Annotated in this window: 17 protein-coding genes, 5 tRNA genes and 1 pseudogene; all 23 read left to right on the forward strand. The window is 37.2% G+C overall.

Translation table 11 applies throughout. The features are described from left to right. Window positions 1–45: 45 nt before the first annotated feature. The 23 genes and pseudogenes from JCM9157_RS06795 to JCM9157_RS06900 all read left to right on the forward strand — a co-directional run bounded on the left by JCM9157_RS06795 (window position 46) and on the right by JCM9157_RS06900 (window position 19,534). Entirely contained in the window at window positions 46–1,062 is a 1,017-nt protein-coding gene (locus tag JCM9157_RS06795) for a YkvI family membrane protein (RefSeq protein ID WP_035663309.1), read from the forward strand. Between the two features lie 135 nt (window positions 1,063–1,197). Next, window positions 1,198–1,398: a DUF951 domain-containing protein gene (locus tag JCM9157_RS06800; protein WP_035663312.1), complete on the forward strand. Its 201-nt coding sequence runs from the start codon at window positions 1,198–1,200 to the stop codon at window positions 1,396–1,398. Between the two features lie 126 nt (window positions 1,399–1,524). Then, on the forward strand, window positions 1,525–2,625 hold the full coding sequence (ychF, locus tag JCM9157_RS06805) for a redox-regulated ATPase YchF (RefSeq protein ID WP_035663313.1): 1,101 nt from the start codon (window positions 1,525–1,527) through the stop codon (window positions 2,623–2,625). 709 nt (window positions 2,626–3,334) lie between these two features. Continuing rightward, window positions 3,335–3,622: a 30S ribosomal protein S6 gene (gene rpsF, locus JCM9157_RS06810; protein ID WP_035663314.1), complete on the forward strand. Its 288-nt coding sequence runs from the start codon at window positions 3,335–3,337 to the stop codon at window positions 3,620–3,622. A 24-nt stretch (window positions 3,623–3,646) separates the two neighbouring features. Next, on the forward strand, window positions 3,647–4,159 hold the full coding sequence (ssb, locus tag JCM9157_RS06815) for a single-stranded DNA-binding protein (protein WP_035663315.1): 513 nt from the start codon (window positions 3,647–3,649) through the stop codon (window positions 4,157–4,159). Window positions 4,160–4,226: 67 nt separating this feature from the next. Beyond that, the gene (gene rpsR / locus JCM9157_RS06820; RefSeq protein WP_035663316.1) at window positions 4,227–4,460 is read left to right on the forward strand and encodes a 30S ribosomal protein S18; all 234 of its coding nucleotides are present in this window, start codon (window positions 4,227–4,229) and stop codon (window positions 4,458–4,460) included. A gap of 139 nt (window positions 4,461–4,599) precedes the next feature. Then, window positions 4,600–5,535: a YybS family protein gene (locus JCM9157_RS06825; RefSeq protein ID WP_035663318.1), complete on the forward strand. Its 936-nt coding sequence runs from the start codon at window positions 4,600–4,602 to the stop codon at window positions 5,533–5,535. Between the two features lie 11 nt (window positions 5,536–5,546). Continuing rightward, window positions 5,547–7,510, forward strand: a pseudogene (locus JCM9157_RS06830) (DHH family phosphoesterase). 2 nt (window positions 7,511–7,512) lie between these two features. Then, complete coding sequence (gene rplI / locus JCM9157_RS06835; RefSeq protein WP_035663319.1) at window positions 7,513–7,956, forward strand: 50S ribosomal protein L9; 444 nt, start codon at window positions 7,513–7,515, stop codon at window positions 7,954–7,956. 159 nt (window positions 7,957–8,115) lie between these two features. Continuing rightward, a complete protein-coding gene (dnaB, locus tag JCM9157_RS06840) occupies window positions 8,116–9,480 on the forward strand; it encodes a replicative DNA helicase (RefSeq protein WP_035663320.1) in 1,365 nt (454 codons plus the stop codon). A gap of 404 nt (window positions 9,481–9,884) precedes the next feature. Beyond that, window positions 9,885–11,171: an adenylosuccinate synthase gene (locus tag JCM9157_RS06845; protein WP_035663322.1), complete on the forward strand. Its 1,287-nt coding sequence runs from the start codon at window positions 9,885–9,887 to the stop codon at window positions 11,169–11,171. A 328-nt stretch (window positions 11,172–11,499) separates the two neighbouring features. After that, a tRNA-Lys gene (locus JCM9157_RS06850) sits at window positions 11,500–11,575 on the forward strand. A gap of 11 nt (window positions 11,576–11,586) precedes the next feature. Beyond that, window positions 11,587–11,661, forward strand: a tRNA-Glu gene (locus JCM9157_RS06855). Window positions 11,662–11,679: 18 nt separating this feature from the next. Next, window positions 11,680–11,756, forward strand: a tRNA-Asp gene (locus tag JCM9157_RS06860). Window positions 11,757–11,773: 17 nt separating this feature from the next. After that, window positions 11,774–11,849, forward strand: a tRNA-Phe gene (locus tag JCM9157_RS06865). Window positions 11,850–11,861: 12 nt separating this feature from the next. Then, window positions 11,862–11,934 (forward strand) — tRNA-Thr (locus JCM9157_RS06870). A gap of 473 nt (window positions 11,935–12,407) precedes the next feature. Further along, window positions 12,408–13,133 carry a hypothetical protein gene (locus tag JCM9157_RS23275; protein WP_052012992.1) on the forward strand — a complete coding sequence of 242 codons (726 nt, stop codon included), beginning with the start codon at window positions 12,408–12,410 and terminating at the stop codon, window positions 13,131–13,133. 32 nt (window positions 13,134–13,165) lie between these two features. Continuing rightward, window positions 13,166–13,840, forward strand: coding sequence for a peptidoglycan DD-metalloendopeptidase family protein (locus JCM9157_RS23280; protein ID WP_268870927.1), 675 nt, complete (start codon window positions 13,166–13,168; stop codon window positions 13,838–13,840). Between the two features lie 178 nt (window positions 13,841–14,018). Next, entirely contained in the window at window positions 14,019–14,732 is a 714-nt protein-coding gene (gene yycF / locus JCM9157_RS06880) for a response regulator YycF (RefSeq protein WP_035663323.1), read from the forward strand. Next, window positions 14,732–16,558, forward strand: coding sequence for a cell wall metabolism sensor histidine kinase WalK (walK, locus tag JCM9157_RS06885; RefSeq protein WP_035663325.1), 1,827 nt, complete (start codon window positions 14,732–14,734; stop codon window positions 16,556–16,558). The genes yycF and walK overlap by 1 nt, the downstream gene beginning before the upstream one ends. Continuing rightward, window positions 16,548–17,891 carry a YycH family regulatory protein gene (locus JCM9157_RS06890; RefSeq protein ID WP_035663327.1) on the forward strand — a complete coding sequence of 448 codons (1,344 nt, stop codon included), beginning with the start codon at window positions 16,548–16,550 and terminating at the stop codon, window positions 17,889–17,891. The genes walK and JCM9157_RS06890 overlap by 11 nt, the downstream gene beginning before the upstream one ends. Continuing rightward, window positions 17,878–18,651 (forward strand): two-component system regulatory protein YycI, encoded by a 774-nt coding sequence (locus JCM9157_RS06895; protein WP_035663328.1) that lies wholly within the window; start codon window positions 17,878–17,880, stop codon window positions 18,649–18,651. The genes JCM9157_RS06890 and JCM9157_RS06895 overlap by 14 nt, the downstream gene beginning before the upstream one ends. An 85-nt stretch (window positions 18,652–18,736) precedes the next feature. Next, window positions 18,737–19,534: an MBL fold metallo-hydrolase gene (locus JCM9157_RS06900; protein WP_035663330.1), complete on the forward strand. Its 798-nt coding sequence runs from the start codon at window positions 18,737–18,739 to the stop codon at window positions 19,532–19,534. Window positions 19,535–19,871: the final 337 nt, after the last annotated feature.

The following is a 19,871-nucleotide window of genomic DNA, read 5'->3' on the forward strand; positions in this document are numbered from 1 at the left end:
TGAACTTAGCAGATAAATAGAAAAGACTAGCGAGGAGAGGATGTTATGTGGGTCAATGGCTTGAAATGGATGTTTCTCATTATAGGGACAATGATAGGAGCTGGTTATGCATCTGGTAGAGAATTATGGGAGTTTTTTGGTGCGGAAAGTGGACTAGCAATTATTCTTTTTGCTGTATTATTTATCATTTGTTGTTCTGTTATCATGTCTATTAGTTATAAAAATGAGTCTGCTCATTATTTGCCAATCTTAAATAAATTAATGGGGAAAAAGTTAGCTAGAGTCTATGATGTGATGATTATCATTTATTTATTTTCCACGACTGTTATCATGCTTGCTGGTGGTGGAGCAACGCTTGAGGTAATACATGTACCATACTGGCTTGGAACGGTCATTATTGGTGGAATGGTAGTCATTCTCTTTCTGTGGGATACAAAGGGAATGACATCAATGAATGCATTTATTATTCCCATCTTAATAATATTTTTAATAGCAATTTTATTAATGTTCCAGTCTCTAAAAGGATTCCCAATAGAATTTAAAATCAATGCTCAACATAATTGGCCGTCAGCTCTCACCTTTACAGCGCTCAATATTCTCCCGCTAATAGCAGTCCTTGGTGCTATCGGAAATGAAATTAAACACAAAGGCGAAATCTGGATTGCGAGTTTAGGAAGTGGACTCATTCTTGGATCTATTTCATTTTTATACAATGAATCTCTTTTGCAAGTAGCTAGTGATATTATGCTGTATGAAATACCGCTATTTGCTATTTTAAAGCATTATCCTTATTACATGATGTTAATTATGTCAGCTTTGTTATGGCTGGCCATTTATACAACTGCAACAGCAGGAGTTTTTGGTCTTTTATCTAGAGCAAGAGCATGGTTGAAAGGACCAGCTTGGTTAATTGCTTTGTTTTTAATTGCCATTATGGCACCTTTAACTACATTTGGGTTCTCAAATTTAATTTCGGTTTTATATCCATTGTACGGAGTTTTAAATCTATTTGTACTTGCATCATTATTGCTTTATCCTATTATGAATCATCGGTCATTATAGAACTGTTTGGACAGTTTTTAGGTCAAAATAGATTGTTATCTCTAGGTTATTTCAGACTCCTTCTCGACTCGCTCATTTACTATCGTGTATAATACAAACCATATATTAATTGGTAGTGAGAAGGGGGCGCAAGGCATGAACAATAAAGAATTTACTCTCAATGATGTTGTCGAGATGAAAAAGCAGCATCCTTGTGGAGAAAACCGTTGGAAAATCATTCGAATGGGAATGGATATTCGGATTAAGTGCCTTGGTTGTCAGCATAGTGTCATGCTTTCGCGTAAGGATTTTGAGAAGAAAATTAAGAAGGTCCTCGAACAAAGTGAGGATCAATAAACAAGGTTTTGAAGGGGAGTCACTCTTCATTGCCTTGTTTTTTTTAATGCTAATCACTATAATTGGTATGTTATTATAGGAAATAATTCATGAATATTTGAAAATAGAAGAAGGACGTGAGAAAGAGTGGCTTTAACTACTGGAATTGTCGGCTTACCAAACGTAGGAAAATCGACTTTATTTAATGCAATTACACAGGCTGGAGCGGAGTCAGCCAATTACCCTTTCTGTACCATTGACCCTAATGTAGGGATTGTGGAAGTACCAGACTATCGCTTGCAAAAGTTAACTGAATTGGTTGAGCCTAAAAAAACAATCCCGACAGCTTTTGAATTTACAGATATTGCGGGGATCGTTGAAGGAGCAAGTAAAGGTGAAGGATTGGGAAATAAATTCCTTTCTCATATTCGTCAAGTTGATGCAATTTCACACGTTGTACGTTGTTTTGCCGATGACAATATTACTCACGTTGCTGGTGGTGTAAATCCGCTTCGTGATATTGAAGTGATAAATCTTGAGTTAATCTTAGCTGATTTTGAATCTATTGAAAAAAGAATTACTCGTGTGACAAAATTAGCAAAAACAAAAGATAAAGAAGCTGTTGCTGAGTTGGAAGTGCTTGAACTTCTTCAAGAGGCATTTGAAAATGAAAAGCCCGCTAGAAGTATTGAATTTACAGAAGAACAATCTAAAATTGTAAAAGGACTTCATTTATTAACAAGCAAGCCTGTCCTTTATGTTGCAAACGTTAGTGAAGAAGATCTACTATCTGAAGAAGACAATGATTATGTAAAACAAGTAAAAGAGTTTGCAACTGGCGAAGGAAGCCAAGTTATTCTTGTTTGTGCAAAGATTGAATCTGAAATAGCTGAGCTTGAAGGTGAAGAAAAGCAAATGTTCCTTGAAGAATTAGGTATTAAGGAATCAGGTCTTGACCAATTGATTCGTGCAGCTTACCATTTGCTAGGTTTGCAAACGTATTTTACTGCAGGGGTACAAGAGGTAAGAGCTTGGACTTTCCGAAAAGGAACTAAAGCACCTCAAGCAGCTGGAATCATTCATACTGACTTTGAACGTGGATTTATTCGTGCTGAAATTGTCTCTTACGAAGACCTAATTGAAGCTGGTTCAATGGCTATCGCCAAAGAAAAAGGAAAAGTGCGTTTAGAAGGAAAAGAGTATGTGGTTCAAGATGGAGATGTTATTCATTTCCGTTTCAACGTATAAAAATTGGACAAGAGGATGAGACTTAACTAAAGTGTTTTAAATGAGCATACGAACGATGCATAACCTTAGCGGAGGAAATATACGTAGACTCCTGCGGGATAAAGGCAAGGGTGAGACCCCGCAGTGCGTAAGCACGAGGAGGCTCACCAGCCGCCCGCGGAATGAGAAGTGTATTTCCGGAGCGATTGCTACGCTGTAACCATTTTTTTGTTCGGATTACTCGTTATTAAAAACACTTTTGTCTCAGCCTCTTACTTTTTATATAGACTGTTGAAAAAATTTTTGCGATAAAATAAGGTAGTTCATTCTATTTCGCATAAACAACAAACTATTCCAAAACAGTCTTTATATTCTTTGTTAATCTTTCTTACATAACGCTTTTAACTATAAGTTTTTTGAATTATTATAAAACTAAGCAAAGGTTAATAAATAGTTTAATTGAATTTCCCTTCAAAACACCCGCTTTTAGATTCATCTCTATCCTTTCTTGTTCAACCTCCTAAACCATTCTTTCTAAACACCTTATTCAAAGAGAAGTTATTTTGATTTATGTTTACTAAAGTTAGTAATAGTCTGACACTTTTTAAATGACTTGCAGCGCAAGTTCGGTTCTGTTATACTCTACTAATGCGAGTGCAAAGACTCAGTTATTGAGTTTTGCTCCTTGCTCCGATTAAGGAGCCGCTAGACCAAAAGGAGGTGGACCGGAATGCGTAAGTACGAAATCATGTACATCATCGCTCCAAACCTAGAAGAAGCAGCAACTAAAGAAGTTGTTGAACGTTTTAACAACGTTCTAACTACTAATGGTGCTGAAATCAACCAGGTAAAAGAGATGGGTAAGCGTCGTTTAGCATATGAAATCAACGATTTTCGTGAAGGTTTCTACGTGTTATTAAACGTACAAGCTAACTCAGAAGCGATTGCAGAATTTAACCGTCTTATTAAGATCAACGATAATGTTATTCGTGTTCTTATTACAAAAGACGAAGAATAATTAATTGATGTAGGAGGGGTACGTATGCTAAACAGAGTCGTGCTAGTTGGGCGCTTAACACGTGACCCAGAGTTACGCTATACACCAAATGGTGTAGCAGTTGCCAATTTCACACTAGCGGTAAACCGTACATTTTCTAACCAGCAAGGCGAACGTGATGCAGATTTCATTAACTGTGTTATTTGGCGTAAACCTGCAGAGAATGTGGCTAACTATTTGAAAAAAGGTAGTTTAGCTGGTGTAGACGGAAAAATCCAAACACGTAGCTATGATAATAATGAAGGCAAGCGTGTCTTTATTACTGAAGTTGTAGCTGATAGCGTTCAGTTTCTTGAGCCTCGTGGCGGAAACAATGCGAATCAAGGACAAGGGAATGACTATTTTGGAGGTAATCCTGGATACGGCGGCGGTGGAAACGACTTTGCTAAGCAACAGAACAACAATAATCAAAACCGTCCTTCTGGTGGGTTTAATGATGACCCATTTGCAAACGATGGTAAGCCGATAGATATATCGGATGATGATTTGCCGTTCTAAGCGACCTCTCTACTAAATGAGAATTTTATTAACTATTATAAAATCTATTTGAAAGGAGTGCTGTCTAATGGCTCGTCGTGGTCGTCCAAAGCGTCGTAAAGTTTGTTTCTTCACAGTAAACAAAATTACGAAAATCGATTACAAAGACACTGATCTTCTTAAGCGTTTCATTTCTGAGCGTGGAAAAATTCTTCCTCGCCGTGTAACTGGAACTTCTGCGAAGTATCAACGTCAATTAACTATCGCAATTAAGCGTGCTCGTCAAATCGCTCTATTGCCTTATGTTAATGAAGTAAATTAATGATTAAAGACACAGTGTGTAACACTGTGTCTTTTCTTTTTTTAGACACAATAAAAAAACTGTCTGTCAGCAAAACTTTAATTTTACGTGTAAGTACGCTAAAATAGACAAGGATAAGAAGGTTAAAAGAGGTGTCTATGTGAAAAATACGAGAACGCTAACAGAAGGTGCACTTCTTGCCGCTGTTTTTGCGATTATTTTACTTCTAACTACATATGTACCGTTTGTAGGAGTAATTACTGTTTGGGCGTTGCCATTACCGTTTGTTGTGTATACAGTTAGAAGAGGGTTGAAGCCAGGTATTATGCTTTGGGCCGTTTCGCTATTTTTAGCGTTTCTTATAGGTGGGCTTCCTACTGTGCCAACTGCTTTCATTTTTGGTAGCTCTGGTGTAGTAGTAGGGGAGTTATACAGAAGAAATCTTTCTGCTTTCTCTGTATTGATTGGTGCTGGATTGGTTTATACAGTAAATATGCTCCTTGTTTTTTTAGTTTTAGTATTAATTATCGGAGAAAATCCGATGAAGTTAGCAGCGGAGTTAACAAGAGAGCAATTAGAATTAGCTGAGACGACATTAGGTTCGTTTGGACAGGGCGGAGATCAACAAGCAGCAATGCTGGAGATGGTTGATAACCTGGTTTATCTAGCGCCGGTTATGATTGTTGGAGTAGGCGTTACGCTTGCCGTTATTACAAAGTTGATAAGTTATTTTACGTTACGACGTTTAGGACACACAGTTGAGGCTTTACCAGCTTTTCGAGATTGGCAATTTCCTAAATCATTTTTATGGTATTATTTGATTGTGCTTATCTTAGCATTAATTGGAGCTGAAGAAGGGACAACTTTATTTCTTATTATTTGGAACCTACTTCCTCTACTTGAAATTGTGATTGCTGTACAAGGATTTGCCGTGGTATTCTTTTATTTTCATAAAAAAAAGGTGGCAAAGGCAATACCAATCCTTATAGTGGCTGCGGCTGTATTAATCCCTCCTCTTTTATATGTGATTCGTATTATAGGGATTATAGATTTAGGCTTTGATTTACGTAAACGTATCACAAGCCAGAAGAAATAGGAGCTGACATTATGCCAAAGTTCTTAATGAAACGGTGGCACGGCTACCACATGATTGCCCTTGTTGTGATCGCTCTGTTATTTATAGGAATATTAACATGGTATCAATGGCAAATTGGTGTGATAGGCTTTTTCTTGTTAGGTGTAGTTTTAATCTATGGCATACAAGCAAGAATATCGTTTGAAAAAGATTTAGAGGAGTATATCTCGACTCTATCTTACCGTGTATCAAAAGCTGGCGAAGAAGCTGTTACGAAGCTACCAATTGGAATGATTCTTTATAATGAAGAAAAAGTGGTACAGTGGGGGAACCCATATGTAACATCATATATAGCTAGCGATGTGATCGGAAAACATTTAAACGATATTAGTGAAGAATTAATTTTAATGATAGAGAGTGATGAAAAAAATCAAACTCTTCAAATAGGTGAACTTTTCTTCTATGTGTCACATGAACTAGATGAAAGATTAATTTATTTTCAAGATATAACAGAAATCAAAGAAGCAACGGAGCGTTTTGAGGAAGCTCAGACGGTTGTGTCCCTCATTTTCTTAGATAATTATGATGAAGTGACTCAAGGAATGGAGGATCAACTTAGAAGTCGTTTAATGAGTCAAGTGACACTGGCTTTAAATAATTGGGCGAATGAGCATGAAATCTTCTTACGTAGAACAGCATCTGACCGGTTCATTGCAGTTATGAATATGAAGTCGCTTAAAGATTTAGAAAAAAATCGCTTCGATATACTAGATAAAATTCGTGAAATTACAGGAAAAGAGAAAGTTCCGATTACGTTAAGTCTTGGAGTGGGAAGGGTGAAGATTCACTCCGAGAACTAGGGATTTTAGCTCAATCAAGTTTAGATCTTGCTCTAGGTCGTGGTGGAGATCAGGTTGCTATTAAGAAAAAGAATGGTAAAGTAACTTTTTACGGAGGGAAGTCAAATGCTCTCGAGAAAAGAACGAGAGTAAGAGCCCGTGTCATTTCTCATGCGTTGCGAGACTTCGTTCTAGAAAGTGAAAAAGTTTTCATCATGGGGCATAAAAATCCTGATATGGATGCGATTGGAGCCGCTATTGGTGTTCAAAAAATCGCTGATGTAAATGAAAAAGAAGCTTCAATTATCATTGATCACACTGATATAAATCATGATGTTCAAAAATTGATGGAAGAAGTAGAAAATCACGATAATCTCTGGTCTAAGTTCATTACTCCGAATGAGGCGTTGGAAGAAGTGACCCCTGGTACACTATTGATTGTCGTTGATACACATAAACCTTCACTTGTTATTGAACCTAAACTCCTAGAAGAAGTGGAAAGGATTATTGTGCTTGATCATCACCGTCGTGGTGAGGAATTTATAAAAGATCCTGTCCTTGTTTATATGGAGCCTTATGCGTCATCTACTGCAGAGTTAGTCACAGAGTTACTTGAATATCAACCGAAGAAATTGAAGATGGATCGGCTTGAATCAACAGCTTTACTTGCAGGGATTATTGTTGATACGAAAAGTTTTGCTGTCCGTACTGGTGCGAGAACATTTGATGCAGCTTCCTTTCTACGCTCAAATGGAGCAGATACAACCCTTGTCCAAACGTTGTTAAAAGAGGACTTGGAGCATTATGTGAAGCGTGCTAAACTGATTGAGAGTGCTTATTTCTATCACAAAGGTATCGCCATTTCGATTGCTAATGATGATGAAGTATACAGTCAGATTATCATCGCTCAAGCGGCTGATACATTGCTGAATATGAAAGGGACTGTCGCGTCATTCGTCCTCTCAAAACGTAAAGACGGAGTCGTTAGTATCAGTGCTAGGTCACTTGGCGAAGTGAATGTACAATTGATTATGGAACGTTTAAACGGTGGCGGACATTTAACGAATGCTGCGACGCAACTTGAAGATGTGGATTTAGACGAAGCAAAAGGAAAACTTCAAGAAGCAATAGATTACTATTTAGAAGGGGGAAAATAAAGATGCAAGTAATTTTTTTAGCTGATGTAAAAGGAAAAGGTAAAAAAGGAGAAACAAAAAATGTCTCTGACGGTTACGCTAGAAACTATCTTTTACCAAACAAACTTGCTGTTGAAGCAACTAAGGGAACACTAGCAGACCTTAACGCAAAAACGAAAAGTGAACAGAAAAAAGTAGAAGAAGAGCTTGAAAAAGCAAAAGCTTATAAAGAAGAACTTGAAGCTTTAACTGTTCAAATCAAAGCTAAATCTGGTGAGGGTGGAAGACTTTTCGGCGCAATATCCACTAAACAAATTGCTGAAACATTAAATAAGATGAAGAAAAAAGTAGATAAACGAAAAATCTTATTAAACGAACCAATCCGCGCTCTTGGATTTACCAATGTACCCATTAAAATTCACCCTGAAGTGGTTGCTACTGTAAAAGTTCAAGTTATAGAAGAATAGAGATTACAAACAGATGGTTGATGGTGAATCAGCCATTTTGTTTGTGTTTAGAAATGCTAATTGGTATGAATGAAGCAAAAAAGGTAAAATTTAAACCTTTAGATGAATCTAGTAAGCTGTTAAAGTGTTAACAGAAAGAGTGATGAGAGGAGAGATAGCATGAGTGACTTGTTTGCAGATCGCACGCCGCCTCAGAATATAGAAGCAGAGCAGGCAGTCTTGGGAGCTATCTTCTTAGCGGATGAAGCACTTGTTACAGCATCGGAACGCCTTTTGCCTGATGATTTTTATCGCGCCGCCCATCAACGTGTCTATCAAGTAATGCTCGATTTAGCAGAAAAAGGAGAACCAGTTGATCTTGTAACGGTAACTTCGGAACTTCAAAATAAGAAATGGCTTGATGAAATTGGTGGCGTTGCTTATTTAAGTGACTTAGCCAATGCTGTACCTACAGCTGCCAATGTCGATTATTATAGTCGAATTGTTGAGGAAAAATCTGTTCTTAGAAGATTAATTAAAGTAGCGACAAACATTGCAGCAGATGGCTATGCAAGCGAAGAAGAAGTCGATACGATCCTTGTTGAAGCAGAGAAAACAATTTTAGACGTATCACAACGGAAAAATACGAGTGCTTTTATTTCGATAAAAGACGTTCTTATAGAGACTTACGATAAAATTGAAGAACTTCAAAATCAAACAGGTGAGATCACGGGGATTCCAACCGGCTTCGTAGAATTAGACCGAATGACAGCTGGTTTCCAACGAAACGATCTTATTATTGTGGCCGCACGTCCATCAGTTGGTAAAACGGCATTTGCATTAAATATCTCGCAAAACGTAGCAACAAGAGCTGGGGAAAATGTAGCGATTTTTAGTTTGGAGATGGGAGCTAGTCAGCTAGTTCAACGTATGCTATGTGCGGAAGGCAATATTGATGCGCAACGAATGAGAACGGGTGCTCTAAATTCAGAGGATTGGCAGAAGCTAACAATGGCAATGGGAAGTCTTGCGAAAGCAGGAATTTATATAGATGATACTCCGGGCGTTAAAGTTAATGATATTCGAGCTAAATGCCGTCGCTTAAAGCAAGAACATGGCTTAGGTATGATTATGATTGACTACTTACAGCTTATTCAAGGTAACGGAAAAAGTGGCGAGAACAGACAACAAGAGGTATCAGAAATATCGCGAACACTAAAGCAAATTGCTCGTGAACTTGAAGTACCTGTTATTGCCTTATCGCAGTTATCCCGTGGAGTTGAGTCACGTCAAGACAAGCGTCCAATGATGTCAGATATTCGTGAATCAGGAAGTATTGAGCAGGATGCTGATATCGTAGCCTTCTTATATCGTGACGATTACTACGATAAAGAAACAGAAAATCAAAATATCATTGAAATTATTATTGCAAAGCAACGTAACGGTCCAGTTGGTACTGTAGAACTTGCTTTCGTAAAAGAATACAATAAATTCGTCAATTTAGAACGACGACATGATGAAAGAGATATGCCACCAGGAGCATAACTAAGATAACTCATAGAAAAGAAGGAATAGGTTAAAATAAATTTAACTTTATTAGCCATTCTTTCTCAGGGGTTATCTTTTTTTTATTTGACTGTTTTCACAATGGGTTTTTGATTTGTATTATGTTTTTTCCTCATAGTGAAATGGAACGGAAGTCACTCGCCACCTCCCCGCGGAAAGCGAGTGACTGCAGTGTAATGGAACGAACATGTCAGGATCGTTTAACTCAGTCTCTGAAAATAGACCTTAATTTTTACCTGCTGTGCATTAAACGAACAAACCTATAAAGTTATCTTACAATTGTTCGTGTTTACATTGACGGCTGTTTTCGTAGTTGGTATACTTATCAATGGCTTAGAAAAAACATAAAATTTAGTTATAGATAGTTTATGGAGGTGCATTTCATGTCATCAGTTGTTGTAGTAGGTACACAATGGGGCGATGAAGGAAAGGGAAAGATCACAGATTATCTTTCTGAAAAAGCAGAAGTGGTTGCGCGTTACCAAGGTGGAAATAATGCAGGACATACAATAGTTTTTAATGGAAAAAAATATAAGCTTCATTTGATTCCATCAGGTATTTTTTATAAAGATAAAAGTTGCGTAATCGGAAATGGAATGGTTATTGATCCGAAAGCCCTGGTTGAAGAGTTAGCGTACCTCCATGAGCGTGATGTAGATACAAGTAATCTTCGTATTAGTAATCGTGCACATGTTATTCTTCCTTATCATCTTAAACTGGATGCAGTTGAAGAAGAGCGTAAAGGTGCTAATAAAATTGGGACAACGAAAAAAGGTATTGGACCAGCTTATATGGATAAAGCTGCTCGAGTAGGCATTCGAATGGCAGATCTACTTGATAGAGAAGTATTTGAAGAGAAACTTGAGCGTAATCTAGCAGAGAAAAATCGCATGTTTGAAAAATACTATGAAGTAGAAGGATTTACAAAAGAAGAAATCCTTGATGAGTACTTTGAGTATGGTCAACAAGTGGCTAAGTATGTAGTAGATACATCTGTTGTGTTAAACGATGCATTAGATGAAGGGCGTCGTGTCCTATTTGAAGGTGCTCAAGGTGTAATGCTTGATATTGACCAAGGTACTTATCCATTCGTTACTTCTTCTAACCCAATTGCTGGTGGAGTGACAATTGGTTCAGGTGTAGGTCCTTCAAAGATTAACCATGTTGTTGGAGTTTCGAAAGCTTACACAACTCGTGTTGGTGATGGTCCGTTCCCAACTGAGTTGCATGATGAGATTGGAGACTTAATCCGTGAAGTTGGTAATGAATATGGTACTACAACTGGTCGTCCACGTCGTGTAGGTTGGTTTGATAGTGTCGTTGTACGCCATGCTCGTCGTGTAAGTGGTATTACAGATCTTTCTTTAAACTCTATTGATGTTTTAACAGGTATTAAAACGTTAAAAATTTGTACTGCTTACAAATATCGTGGGGAAGTCATTGAAGAGTTTCCAGCAAGCCTTAAGATGTTAGCAGAATGTGAACCAGTTTTTGAAGAACTTCCGGGTTGGGAAGAAGATATTACTGGGGTAAAATCTTTAAGTGAGCTACCAGTAAATGCACGCCATTATATTGAGCGTATTTCTCAATTAACAGGTATTCCATTAACGATTTTCTCTGTTGGACCAGATCGTAATCAAACGAATCTAGTTCGTGGAGTATTCGCTTAATGGTCGTGATGAAGAGTGCAAAAGTTGTACTCTTCATTTTTTTAGGCTGTTTCAGTAAAAATTGTTGTATAAAGGTTATTTTTTCTTTAGTGAAATAGTGTGTAGGAGCGTAATGCAACAAACATTGTGAAGGATTGGTAACCTATAAAAACACCAACAGAGTATGCAGAAATAGATTTATTTGAAAAATATTATTATTATGCTTGCATTAAAATAAAAGACATGATATTATAAATCTTGTCGCTAAGAGATAAACAAGCTCTTAGAGAGAAAATAACAAAAGCTTCAGATGAATATCAGATAAGCTAATTGAAATTTTCAAAAGTAAGAGCCATTAGCTCAGTTGGTAGAGCATCTGACTTTTAATCAGAGGGTCGAAGGTTCGAGTCCTTCATGGCTCACCATTTCCCAAAGTGGCCCGTTGGTCAAGCGGTTAAGACACCGCCCTTTCACGGCGGTAACACGGGTTCGAATCCCGTACGGGTCACCAATTTAATTTTTTTATCATGGTCCGGTAGTTCAGTTGGTTAGAATGCCTGCCTGTCACGCAGGAGGTCGCGGGTTCGAGTCCCGTCCGGACCGCCAATTTAATATTTAGTAGTGGCTCAGTAGCTCAGTCGGTAGAGCAATGGACTGAAAATCCATGTGTCGGCGGTTCGATTCCGTCCTGAGCCACCATTTTTTTTATTTGCCGGCCTAGCTCAATTGGTAGAGCAACTGACTTGTAATCAGTAGGTTGGGGGTTCAAGTCCTCTGGCCGGCACTCAAATCCGTGTGGAATTCCATGCGGATTTTTTATTTTTTAAAACTACAAAATTCCCTAAAATAACCAGTTATATGACAGCAATATTACAATCTATTTTCAGTTTGATATATTAGCCCCACAACTAGAAGATTATGTTAGAATAAAAAAGGTTTAATAGCTTTGTAAAATGTCGTCGAAACATAAGGTATTTTATAAAGTTATTAAATAACGTGTGACGTTTCTAGGTCCATAAGTCGGATTTTAGAATTATCTTTTTTATTTTTTATAAAAATTGTTACATTCGTCTTTCTTGTAGTGAAATGAAGCGGAAGCCACTCGACTCCTGCGGGACCTAGAAGCTTGACACCTCCCCGCGGAACGAATATGTGGAGAACGTGTAATCCCATATTTTATTCTATGGTTATTATACAAACAAGCTTACTAAAAACTATTACTTTATACATAGAGCAAGGTTTAATAGGAGGAAAAAAATGAATAAACAACTTTCATTACTTTATGTTCCACAAACTAGAGTATTTCAAACATTTATAATAGCATTAATGACAATCATGGTTTTTAGTGGGTTTGCAAACGGAGTTTCTGCTGAAAGACCTAATGTAAAAACTATTTATCACATTTATATTGATAATGAACATATTGGTACATTACTTGATGATCAGCCTGTCTATCAATATATGACTGAACTATTAGATTCAACTAAGGGCCAATATTCGGATGTTTCATTGCAAGTAGCTGAGGAAGTCCGAGTACTGCCAGAGTTCGTGTTTACTGAAATTGAAGAAGATCAGAGTGTATTGGATTCTTTAGAAGAACAATTAACCGTTCAAGCAGAAGTAACGGCTTTAATGCTTGGTGAAGAAGCGATCATCCACCTCGCATCTAAAAAAGAAGCAAAGCAAGTGATTCAAGATCTAATAACACAATATGTAGATGAAGAAACCTATTCGCAGTTTATAGAAGAGGAAAAGAATGTTGATGCCTTGGAAATAGGAGAAACAATTTTTACGGATATTTCTTTGACAGAAGAATTAGTGGAGAAGGAAGTATTAGCATCTCCTCAAGATATTTTAACAGTAGAAGAAGCTGTTAATAAGTTGACTAAAGGAGTTCTTGAAGAACAAACCTATACGGTTAAAGAAGGCGATGTATTAGGAACAATTGCCGATAACCATAATCTATCAACTTCTAACTATTAGAAATTAATAATACGTTAAATAAAGATAGTGTCATTCGAGTTGGACAAGAGCTTAAAGTAACAGCTTATCAGCCACTTGTTGAAGTTGAGTCAACTCAACGATCAAAAGTAGAAGAAGAAATTGCTTTTGAAACAGAAGTGAGAGAAGATGACTCGATGTGGAAGGGTGACAATAAAGTTACTCAAGAAGGACAAGCTGGTACACAAGTGATAGAATATGAAACTACTTATAAAAATGGTAACCTTATTAAACGTGAAGTGATATCTGAACAAGTGACGAAGGAACCTGTAACTAAAATTGTAACAAGGGGTACAAAGGAAATGCCTTCACGCGGTTCAGGACAATTAGGTTGGCCTGCCGTTGGTGGTTATATTTCTAGTTATCAAGGAAATCGTTGGGGAAGATTTCATAGAGGAATAGATATAGCAAGACCGAGTAACTATAATATTTTAGCAGCTGACAATGGTACGATTACACAAGCTACCTTCTCAGGTGGTTATGGTAATCTAGTTCGTATTAACCATAATAACGGCATGGAAACACTTTATGCTCATTTAGCATCTATTGATGTGAAAGTTGGTCAAACTGTAACAAAAGGCCAAAAAATTGGTGTGATGGGGTCTACAGGTAATTCTACTGGAATTCATCTTCACTTTGAAGTTTATGAAAACGGACAATTAAAAAATCCAATGCATTACTTAAGATAGTCAATCGAGGTTGACTCACAAAAAGGTACGATCTCTCCTAGACAGGGTTTCTGTGGGCTAGGTGGAAAGAGTTTCTTGTGAGTTTACCTCGATTTTTCATGTTTTCCAACGTACAGGGTATCGGTTACATGTGTTAAAATGTAAGGTAAGACTAAAAGAGAACGGGAGAGATCTGCACATGGAAAAACGGATTTTAGTTGTAGACGATGAGAGACCGATCGCAGATATTTTAAAGTTCAACTTAGAAAAAGAAGGTTATGAAGTTGTTTGTGCGTATGATGGGTTAGAAGCAATTGAATTAGTAAAAAAAGAGGAACCAGATTTAATTTTACTTGATATTATGCTTCCTTATAAAGATGGAATGGAAGTCTGCCGGGAAGTTCGTAAACAATATGACATTCCTATTATTATGTTAACAGCAAAAGATTCTGAAATAGATAAAGTACTTGGACTCGAATTAGGTGCTGATGATTATGTTACCAAGCCTTTTAGTACTAGAGAGCTTTTAGCTCGTGTTAAAGCTAATCTAAGGCGTCATAAAACAAGTGGAGAAGACTCAGGGGTAAGCTCTAAAGAAATTGTCGTGGGCGATTTAATTATTTATCCTGAAGCTTACCAGGTGAAGCGACGTGGTGAGGCGATTGATCTGACACACCGGGAGTTTGAATTGATTCATTATTTAGCAAAACATTTAGACCAGGTGATGACTAGAGAGCATTTGTTACAAGCTGTTTGGGGTTATGACTATTTTGGAGATGTGAGAACGGTCGATGTTACAGTTCGTAGACTAAGGGAGAAAGTAGAAGACAACCCAAGTTACCCTTCTTGGATTATTACTCGTAGAGGAGTCGGTTACTATTTATCTTCACCTGACCTACAGGAGCAGACTTAATGGAAAATAAAGTTGGCTTTTTTAAGTCGATTCAATTCAAATTAATCATTATTTATGTACTTCTCATATTCATTGCAATGCAAATCATTGGGGTTTATTTTACAAAACAGCTTGAGCATCAACTAGTGAGTAATTACTTTGAAATGCTCGATGACCGAGCCAATCTACTAGCTTATAATCTTGCTGAAGAAATGATTAATAATAAAGATGACCGAAGTGCGATTAATGCAAAATTTAACGCGATGTTAAGAGATATTTTTTCAATTGATCACTCCGAAGTACAAGTGATTGATCAGAATCGAGTTGTTATTAGCACGTCTAATTTATCGAATAGACATATTGTGGGTCAACAAAGTACAGAAGTACGAGTGAAGCGTGCTTTACTCGGTTCTGCTGACGATGACGTTTTAAGAGATCCTACAACGGGCCACCGAGTTCGTGTGATGGCAGTACCAATCAAATCCGATGATGGACCTGTTGGAGCATTATATATTGAGGCTTCAATGGAAGGTATCTACGGACAGATGAGGCAAATTAATAGTATTTTATTAAGTGGTACGTTTATTGCTTTAATTATCTCTGTTGTGTTAGTTATCTTACTTGCAAGAACGATTACCGGACCGATTTTTGATATGCGTAGACAAGCGTTACGAATGGGCCGGGGTGACTTTTCAAAGCAAGTAAAAGTGTATAGTGCAGATGAAATTAGTCAGCTGGCTACGTCGTTTAATGAGTTAACGTTGAAGTTACAAGATGCTACGCTGACTCGAGACCGTGAGCAGAAGCGTTTGAAATCCGTTTTAACACATATGACAGATGGGGTAATTGCCAGTGATAAGAACGGCCGTATCATTTTACTAAATAAACGGGCAGAAGAGTTACTCAAGCTCTCCAATCAGTCGGTTTTAGGAGAGATGCTGACAAACGTTTTGCGTTTACCAGAAGCCGTTAGTTTAGAAGATTTAGAGGAGCTTCCCGATTCATTATTACTAGATTTTAGTAGTGACGACGAAGAATACTTGCTTGAAGCGAAGTTCTCTATTATTCAAGAAGAAAATGGACCGATTAATGGTTTTATTACCGTGGTCCATGATGTTACGGAACAAGAGAAAATTGAGCAAGAGCGAAGAGAATTCGTAGCAAATGTTTCACATGAATTACGAACGCCGCTGACAACGATGAAAAGCTATCTTGAAGCATTGGAAGACGGGGCAATGAATGATAAAGAGCTTGGCCCTCGGTTTTTAGGTGTAACTCAAAATGAAACAGAACGAATGATTCGCCTTGTTAATGATTTATTACAACTATCTAAGATTGATAGTCACGATTATAAATTTTCATTTCAACTCATTAATATGGGATCTCTTTTGAATGATATTATTGATCGTTTTGAAATGATAGCCTTAGATAAAAAAATTCGTTTCAATCGAAAAATTGCTAATACACCTGTTTATGTTAGGGTAGCCCCTGATAAATTAACGCAAGTACTAGATAATATTATCTCAAATGCAATGAAGTACTCTCCTGAGGGTGGAGACATTAAAATTCAAATGTTGCAAAAAAACGAACACCTTCAAATTAGCATTTCTGACCAGGGTATGGGTATCCCAAGAGAAAGTCAAACGAAAATATTTGACCGCTTTTACAGAGTAGATAAAGCAAGAGCCAGAAGTGTCGGTGGAACAGGACTTGGACTGGCTATTGCGAAAGAGTTAATTCATGTTCATAACGGTGAAATTTGGGCAGAGAGTGAGTACGGCGCAGGAACAACGATTTATATTACATTGCCTTATTCCAATGATCAGGAGGGAGAGCATGAACTATGAGCATATCAAATCTACGGTCCTGATTGTTTTAATTGGACTCAGTATTGTATTAACATGGCAGCTCTATACGTTTCAACCAGAGATTGCTCTTCTAGACGATACAAAAAGGTATGTTCCGAGCGAGTCTCTTAATACAGAACGTGAAGAAAAAAAACTAAAAGAAGTCATCTTACCCGAGCAAATGATTGTTCACTTTGAAAACAAGTTTGCAATGATCCCAAAGCACGATAAACGGTTTCAGCAAGTTTATGATAAGTTGTTACGATCAAATTTGGATGTTGTTAACACACTTGCAACAGGGCCATTTCCAAAGAGGTTGGAACAAGGAGGAGTAGAAATCATTTTCCCTGCTGCTATTCCAACAGATCTCTTTTTTAGCCTTTTTGAATTAGGCGAAGAAGAAATGACGGTTCCATTAACAGAGCTAGATCGGTTATTTTTATTTGTGGATCAGAGTGAAGAGGTTTATATGCAAATTTTATCGGTGGAAGAAGAAAGAGTGATTGAGCTCTCAACAGATTTATCAATAACAGACTTCACCACTTATGTTGAAGCGATAAATGACTTCAAACAAGTTGAACCAATTGTTGAGTTACCACCTGCCTATTCACCTAAATTAACAACATCTGTGTATGTTCCAGTAGAACCAGTAAAAGCTTCCAGGTTGTCCTTTCAAACAAACTCATTATCTATTAAATATTATCAACAGACTCTTTTTACCGATCCTAGTTTGGTAAAGTATTATCAGCAAACTGACGGAGAAGATTCATATACGGATGGAAATCGGATCATTACTTTGCAAAATAATAGTTTATTTATGGAGTATATCAACCCGATTTTTATTGAAACGCAAGAGCGAAACAGTAAGCATATTATTTTAAATGGTTATGAGTTCATCAATGGTCACGGAGGATGGTCAGATGATTATGTGTTGGCTGATTGGCGTCAGACAGAATTACGAGATGAAGCTTCATTTATGCTTCATGTAAATGGATATCCAGTGATTAATTTTGAAGGACAAGGATCCATGTCACTTGATATTAGTCGCTCAGGTAATCAAATTGTCTCGTATACTAGACCACTATTTGAACTCGATAGCACTCCTATTGATGTGAATGAACGCATTGAGTTGCCTTCAGGTCAAGAAGTAATCGAACGTTTAAATGAGCAAGAGTTTTTCCAGCCAGAAAGGCTATCCAAAGTGGTGATTGGCTATGAAATGGTGATGAGAAATACCTCTTTTGTCACCATTGAACCTCATTGGTTTGTGCTTTACGGCAATAGATGGCAAAAAGTAACGTTTGAAGGAGGAGGTTCTAATGGATTGGAGTAGAACGAAGACAATTTTCATTATTACCTTCTTGTTCATTAATGTGTTTTTAACTTGGCAATTAATCGAGACTCACAATGTAAATCAGATTAATATGATTACAGAAGCAACTATTCAAGAGCGTTTACGAGAAAATAATGTAACCATTGAAATGGAATTGCCGGAAGAAGACGTTTCTGGACTTTTAATTATTGGCAAGTTAGCAGATTTAACAGTTGATAACATTCCAGCGATTGATGAACAAGACATTCAATTAGTTGATGAACATACAATTGTTTCGGTACTCGATGAGCCATTTGAACTTGCTGATGAACAGCAATCGGAAGCACTCAATCTATTTTTAAATACGTATATTTTTGAAGGAGATCGTTATCGCTTAGGTGGTTATGAGCATGAAAGAAACAGGGTGTACTTATATCAAGTACACAAAGATAAAACCGCTTATACATTGGATGATCAGCCTTTAATTTTACAACTAGATGATCAACAAAGAATAATTAGTTATCAGCAAAGGTACTTTCAGTTTGAAGAGCAAGAAGGGGAAGATCGTGAAATCATCTCTAGTTTAAAAGCAGTTGAAATCTTATTAAATGACCAACTAGTGCGTATGAATCAAACGATCACAAATGTTCAATTTGGTTATTATAGCTTCATCAGCCCAACAGGAGACATTCAAGTTTTTGCACCGATGTGGCGAGTCACTGTTGATGGTGAGATTTATCTTGTTCACGCTACTGGAGGTACAGTACAGCAATTAACATAGAGCAGTTACTTCCTGCCTATTTTTATGAAAACTAAGGGTGGCTGTCATTTCTGACAGTACTACTTAGTAGAGAGGATGAATTTATATGACTTTACGCTTTAGTGTACTTGCAAGTGGGAGTACCGGCAACGCTGTTTATGTAGAAACAGATAGCCAGCGATTATTAATAGATGCAGGTTTAAGTGGAAAGAAAATGGACGAGTTATTTCAATCCATTAATCGAAATCCTAAAGATCTCAACGGCATTTTAGTTAGTCACGAACACTCAGATCATATCAAGGGAGTCGGTATTTTTGCTAGAAAACATAAGCTTCCGATTTATGCGAACGAGAAAACGTGGCAAGCGATGGACAGTCATCTTGGCAACATTGCGACAGAGCAGAAATTTGTCTTTAAAACCGGAGAAGTGAAAACATTTGGAAACCTTGATGTTGAATCCTTTGGTGTTTCGCATGATGCTGCCGAACCAATGTTTTTCTCGTTTTTGCATGAAGGAAAAAAGCTTGTTTTAGCTACCGATATGGGTTATGTGAGTGAACGCATTAAAGGGACAATAAAGGGTGCAGATATGTTCATTTTCGAATCAAATCATGATATTAACATGCTACGAATGGGCAAATATCCATGGAGCATAAAGCGTCGTATCTTAAGCGATGTTGGACATGTATCTAATGAGGATGCAGCCCTAGCTCTTTCTGAGTGCATTGGTGATAACACGAGCCGTATTTATTTAGCTCATTTAAGCCTAGATAACAATTTAAAGGACTTAGCAAGGCTTTCGGTTGAACAAGTGCTAAAAGAGCAAGGAATGGCCGTAGGAGAGCAATTTGAACTATATGATACCGATCCTCATCAACCAACAGCATTAGCTGTTGTTTCATAGAAATGTAAACCTCTACTGAGAAAGAAAGTAGAGGTTTTTTGAGTAGAACTTTGTTGTTGTTATGGGTTAGCCGTTCTCACATGTTCGTTCCATTCCACTCCATTTCACTAAGAGGAAAAACATCTTTAAAGCAACAATCTGATAAACCATTTAAAAAAAATAATAGTAACCCTTCTTTACACGGTTACGCGTCAATGTTGTTGGTAATTATATAAAAAGTATCAAAAATAAAGGGAAAGTGACCATAGTACTAGTATTTCGCTGTAAAATTATTATAATAAAATCAAAATCACTTTCTTTAGTAAAGTAAATCTCAATAATAAAAAGGATGGTGTCA

The organism is Halalkalibacter akibai JCM 9157 (assembly GCF_000513135.1).
In the GTDB taxonomy this organism is placed as follows: domain Bacteria; phylum Bacillota; class Bacilli; order Bacillales; family Bacillaceae_D; genus Halalkalibacter; species Halalkalibacter akibai.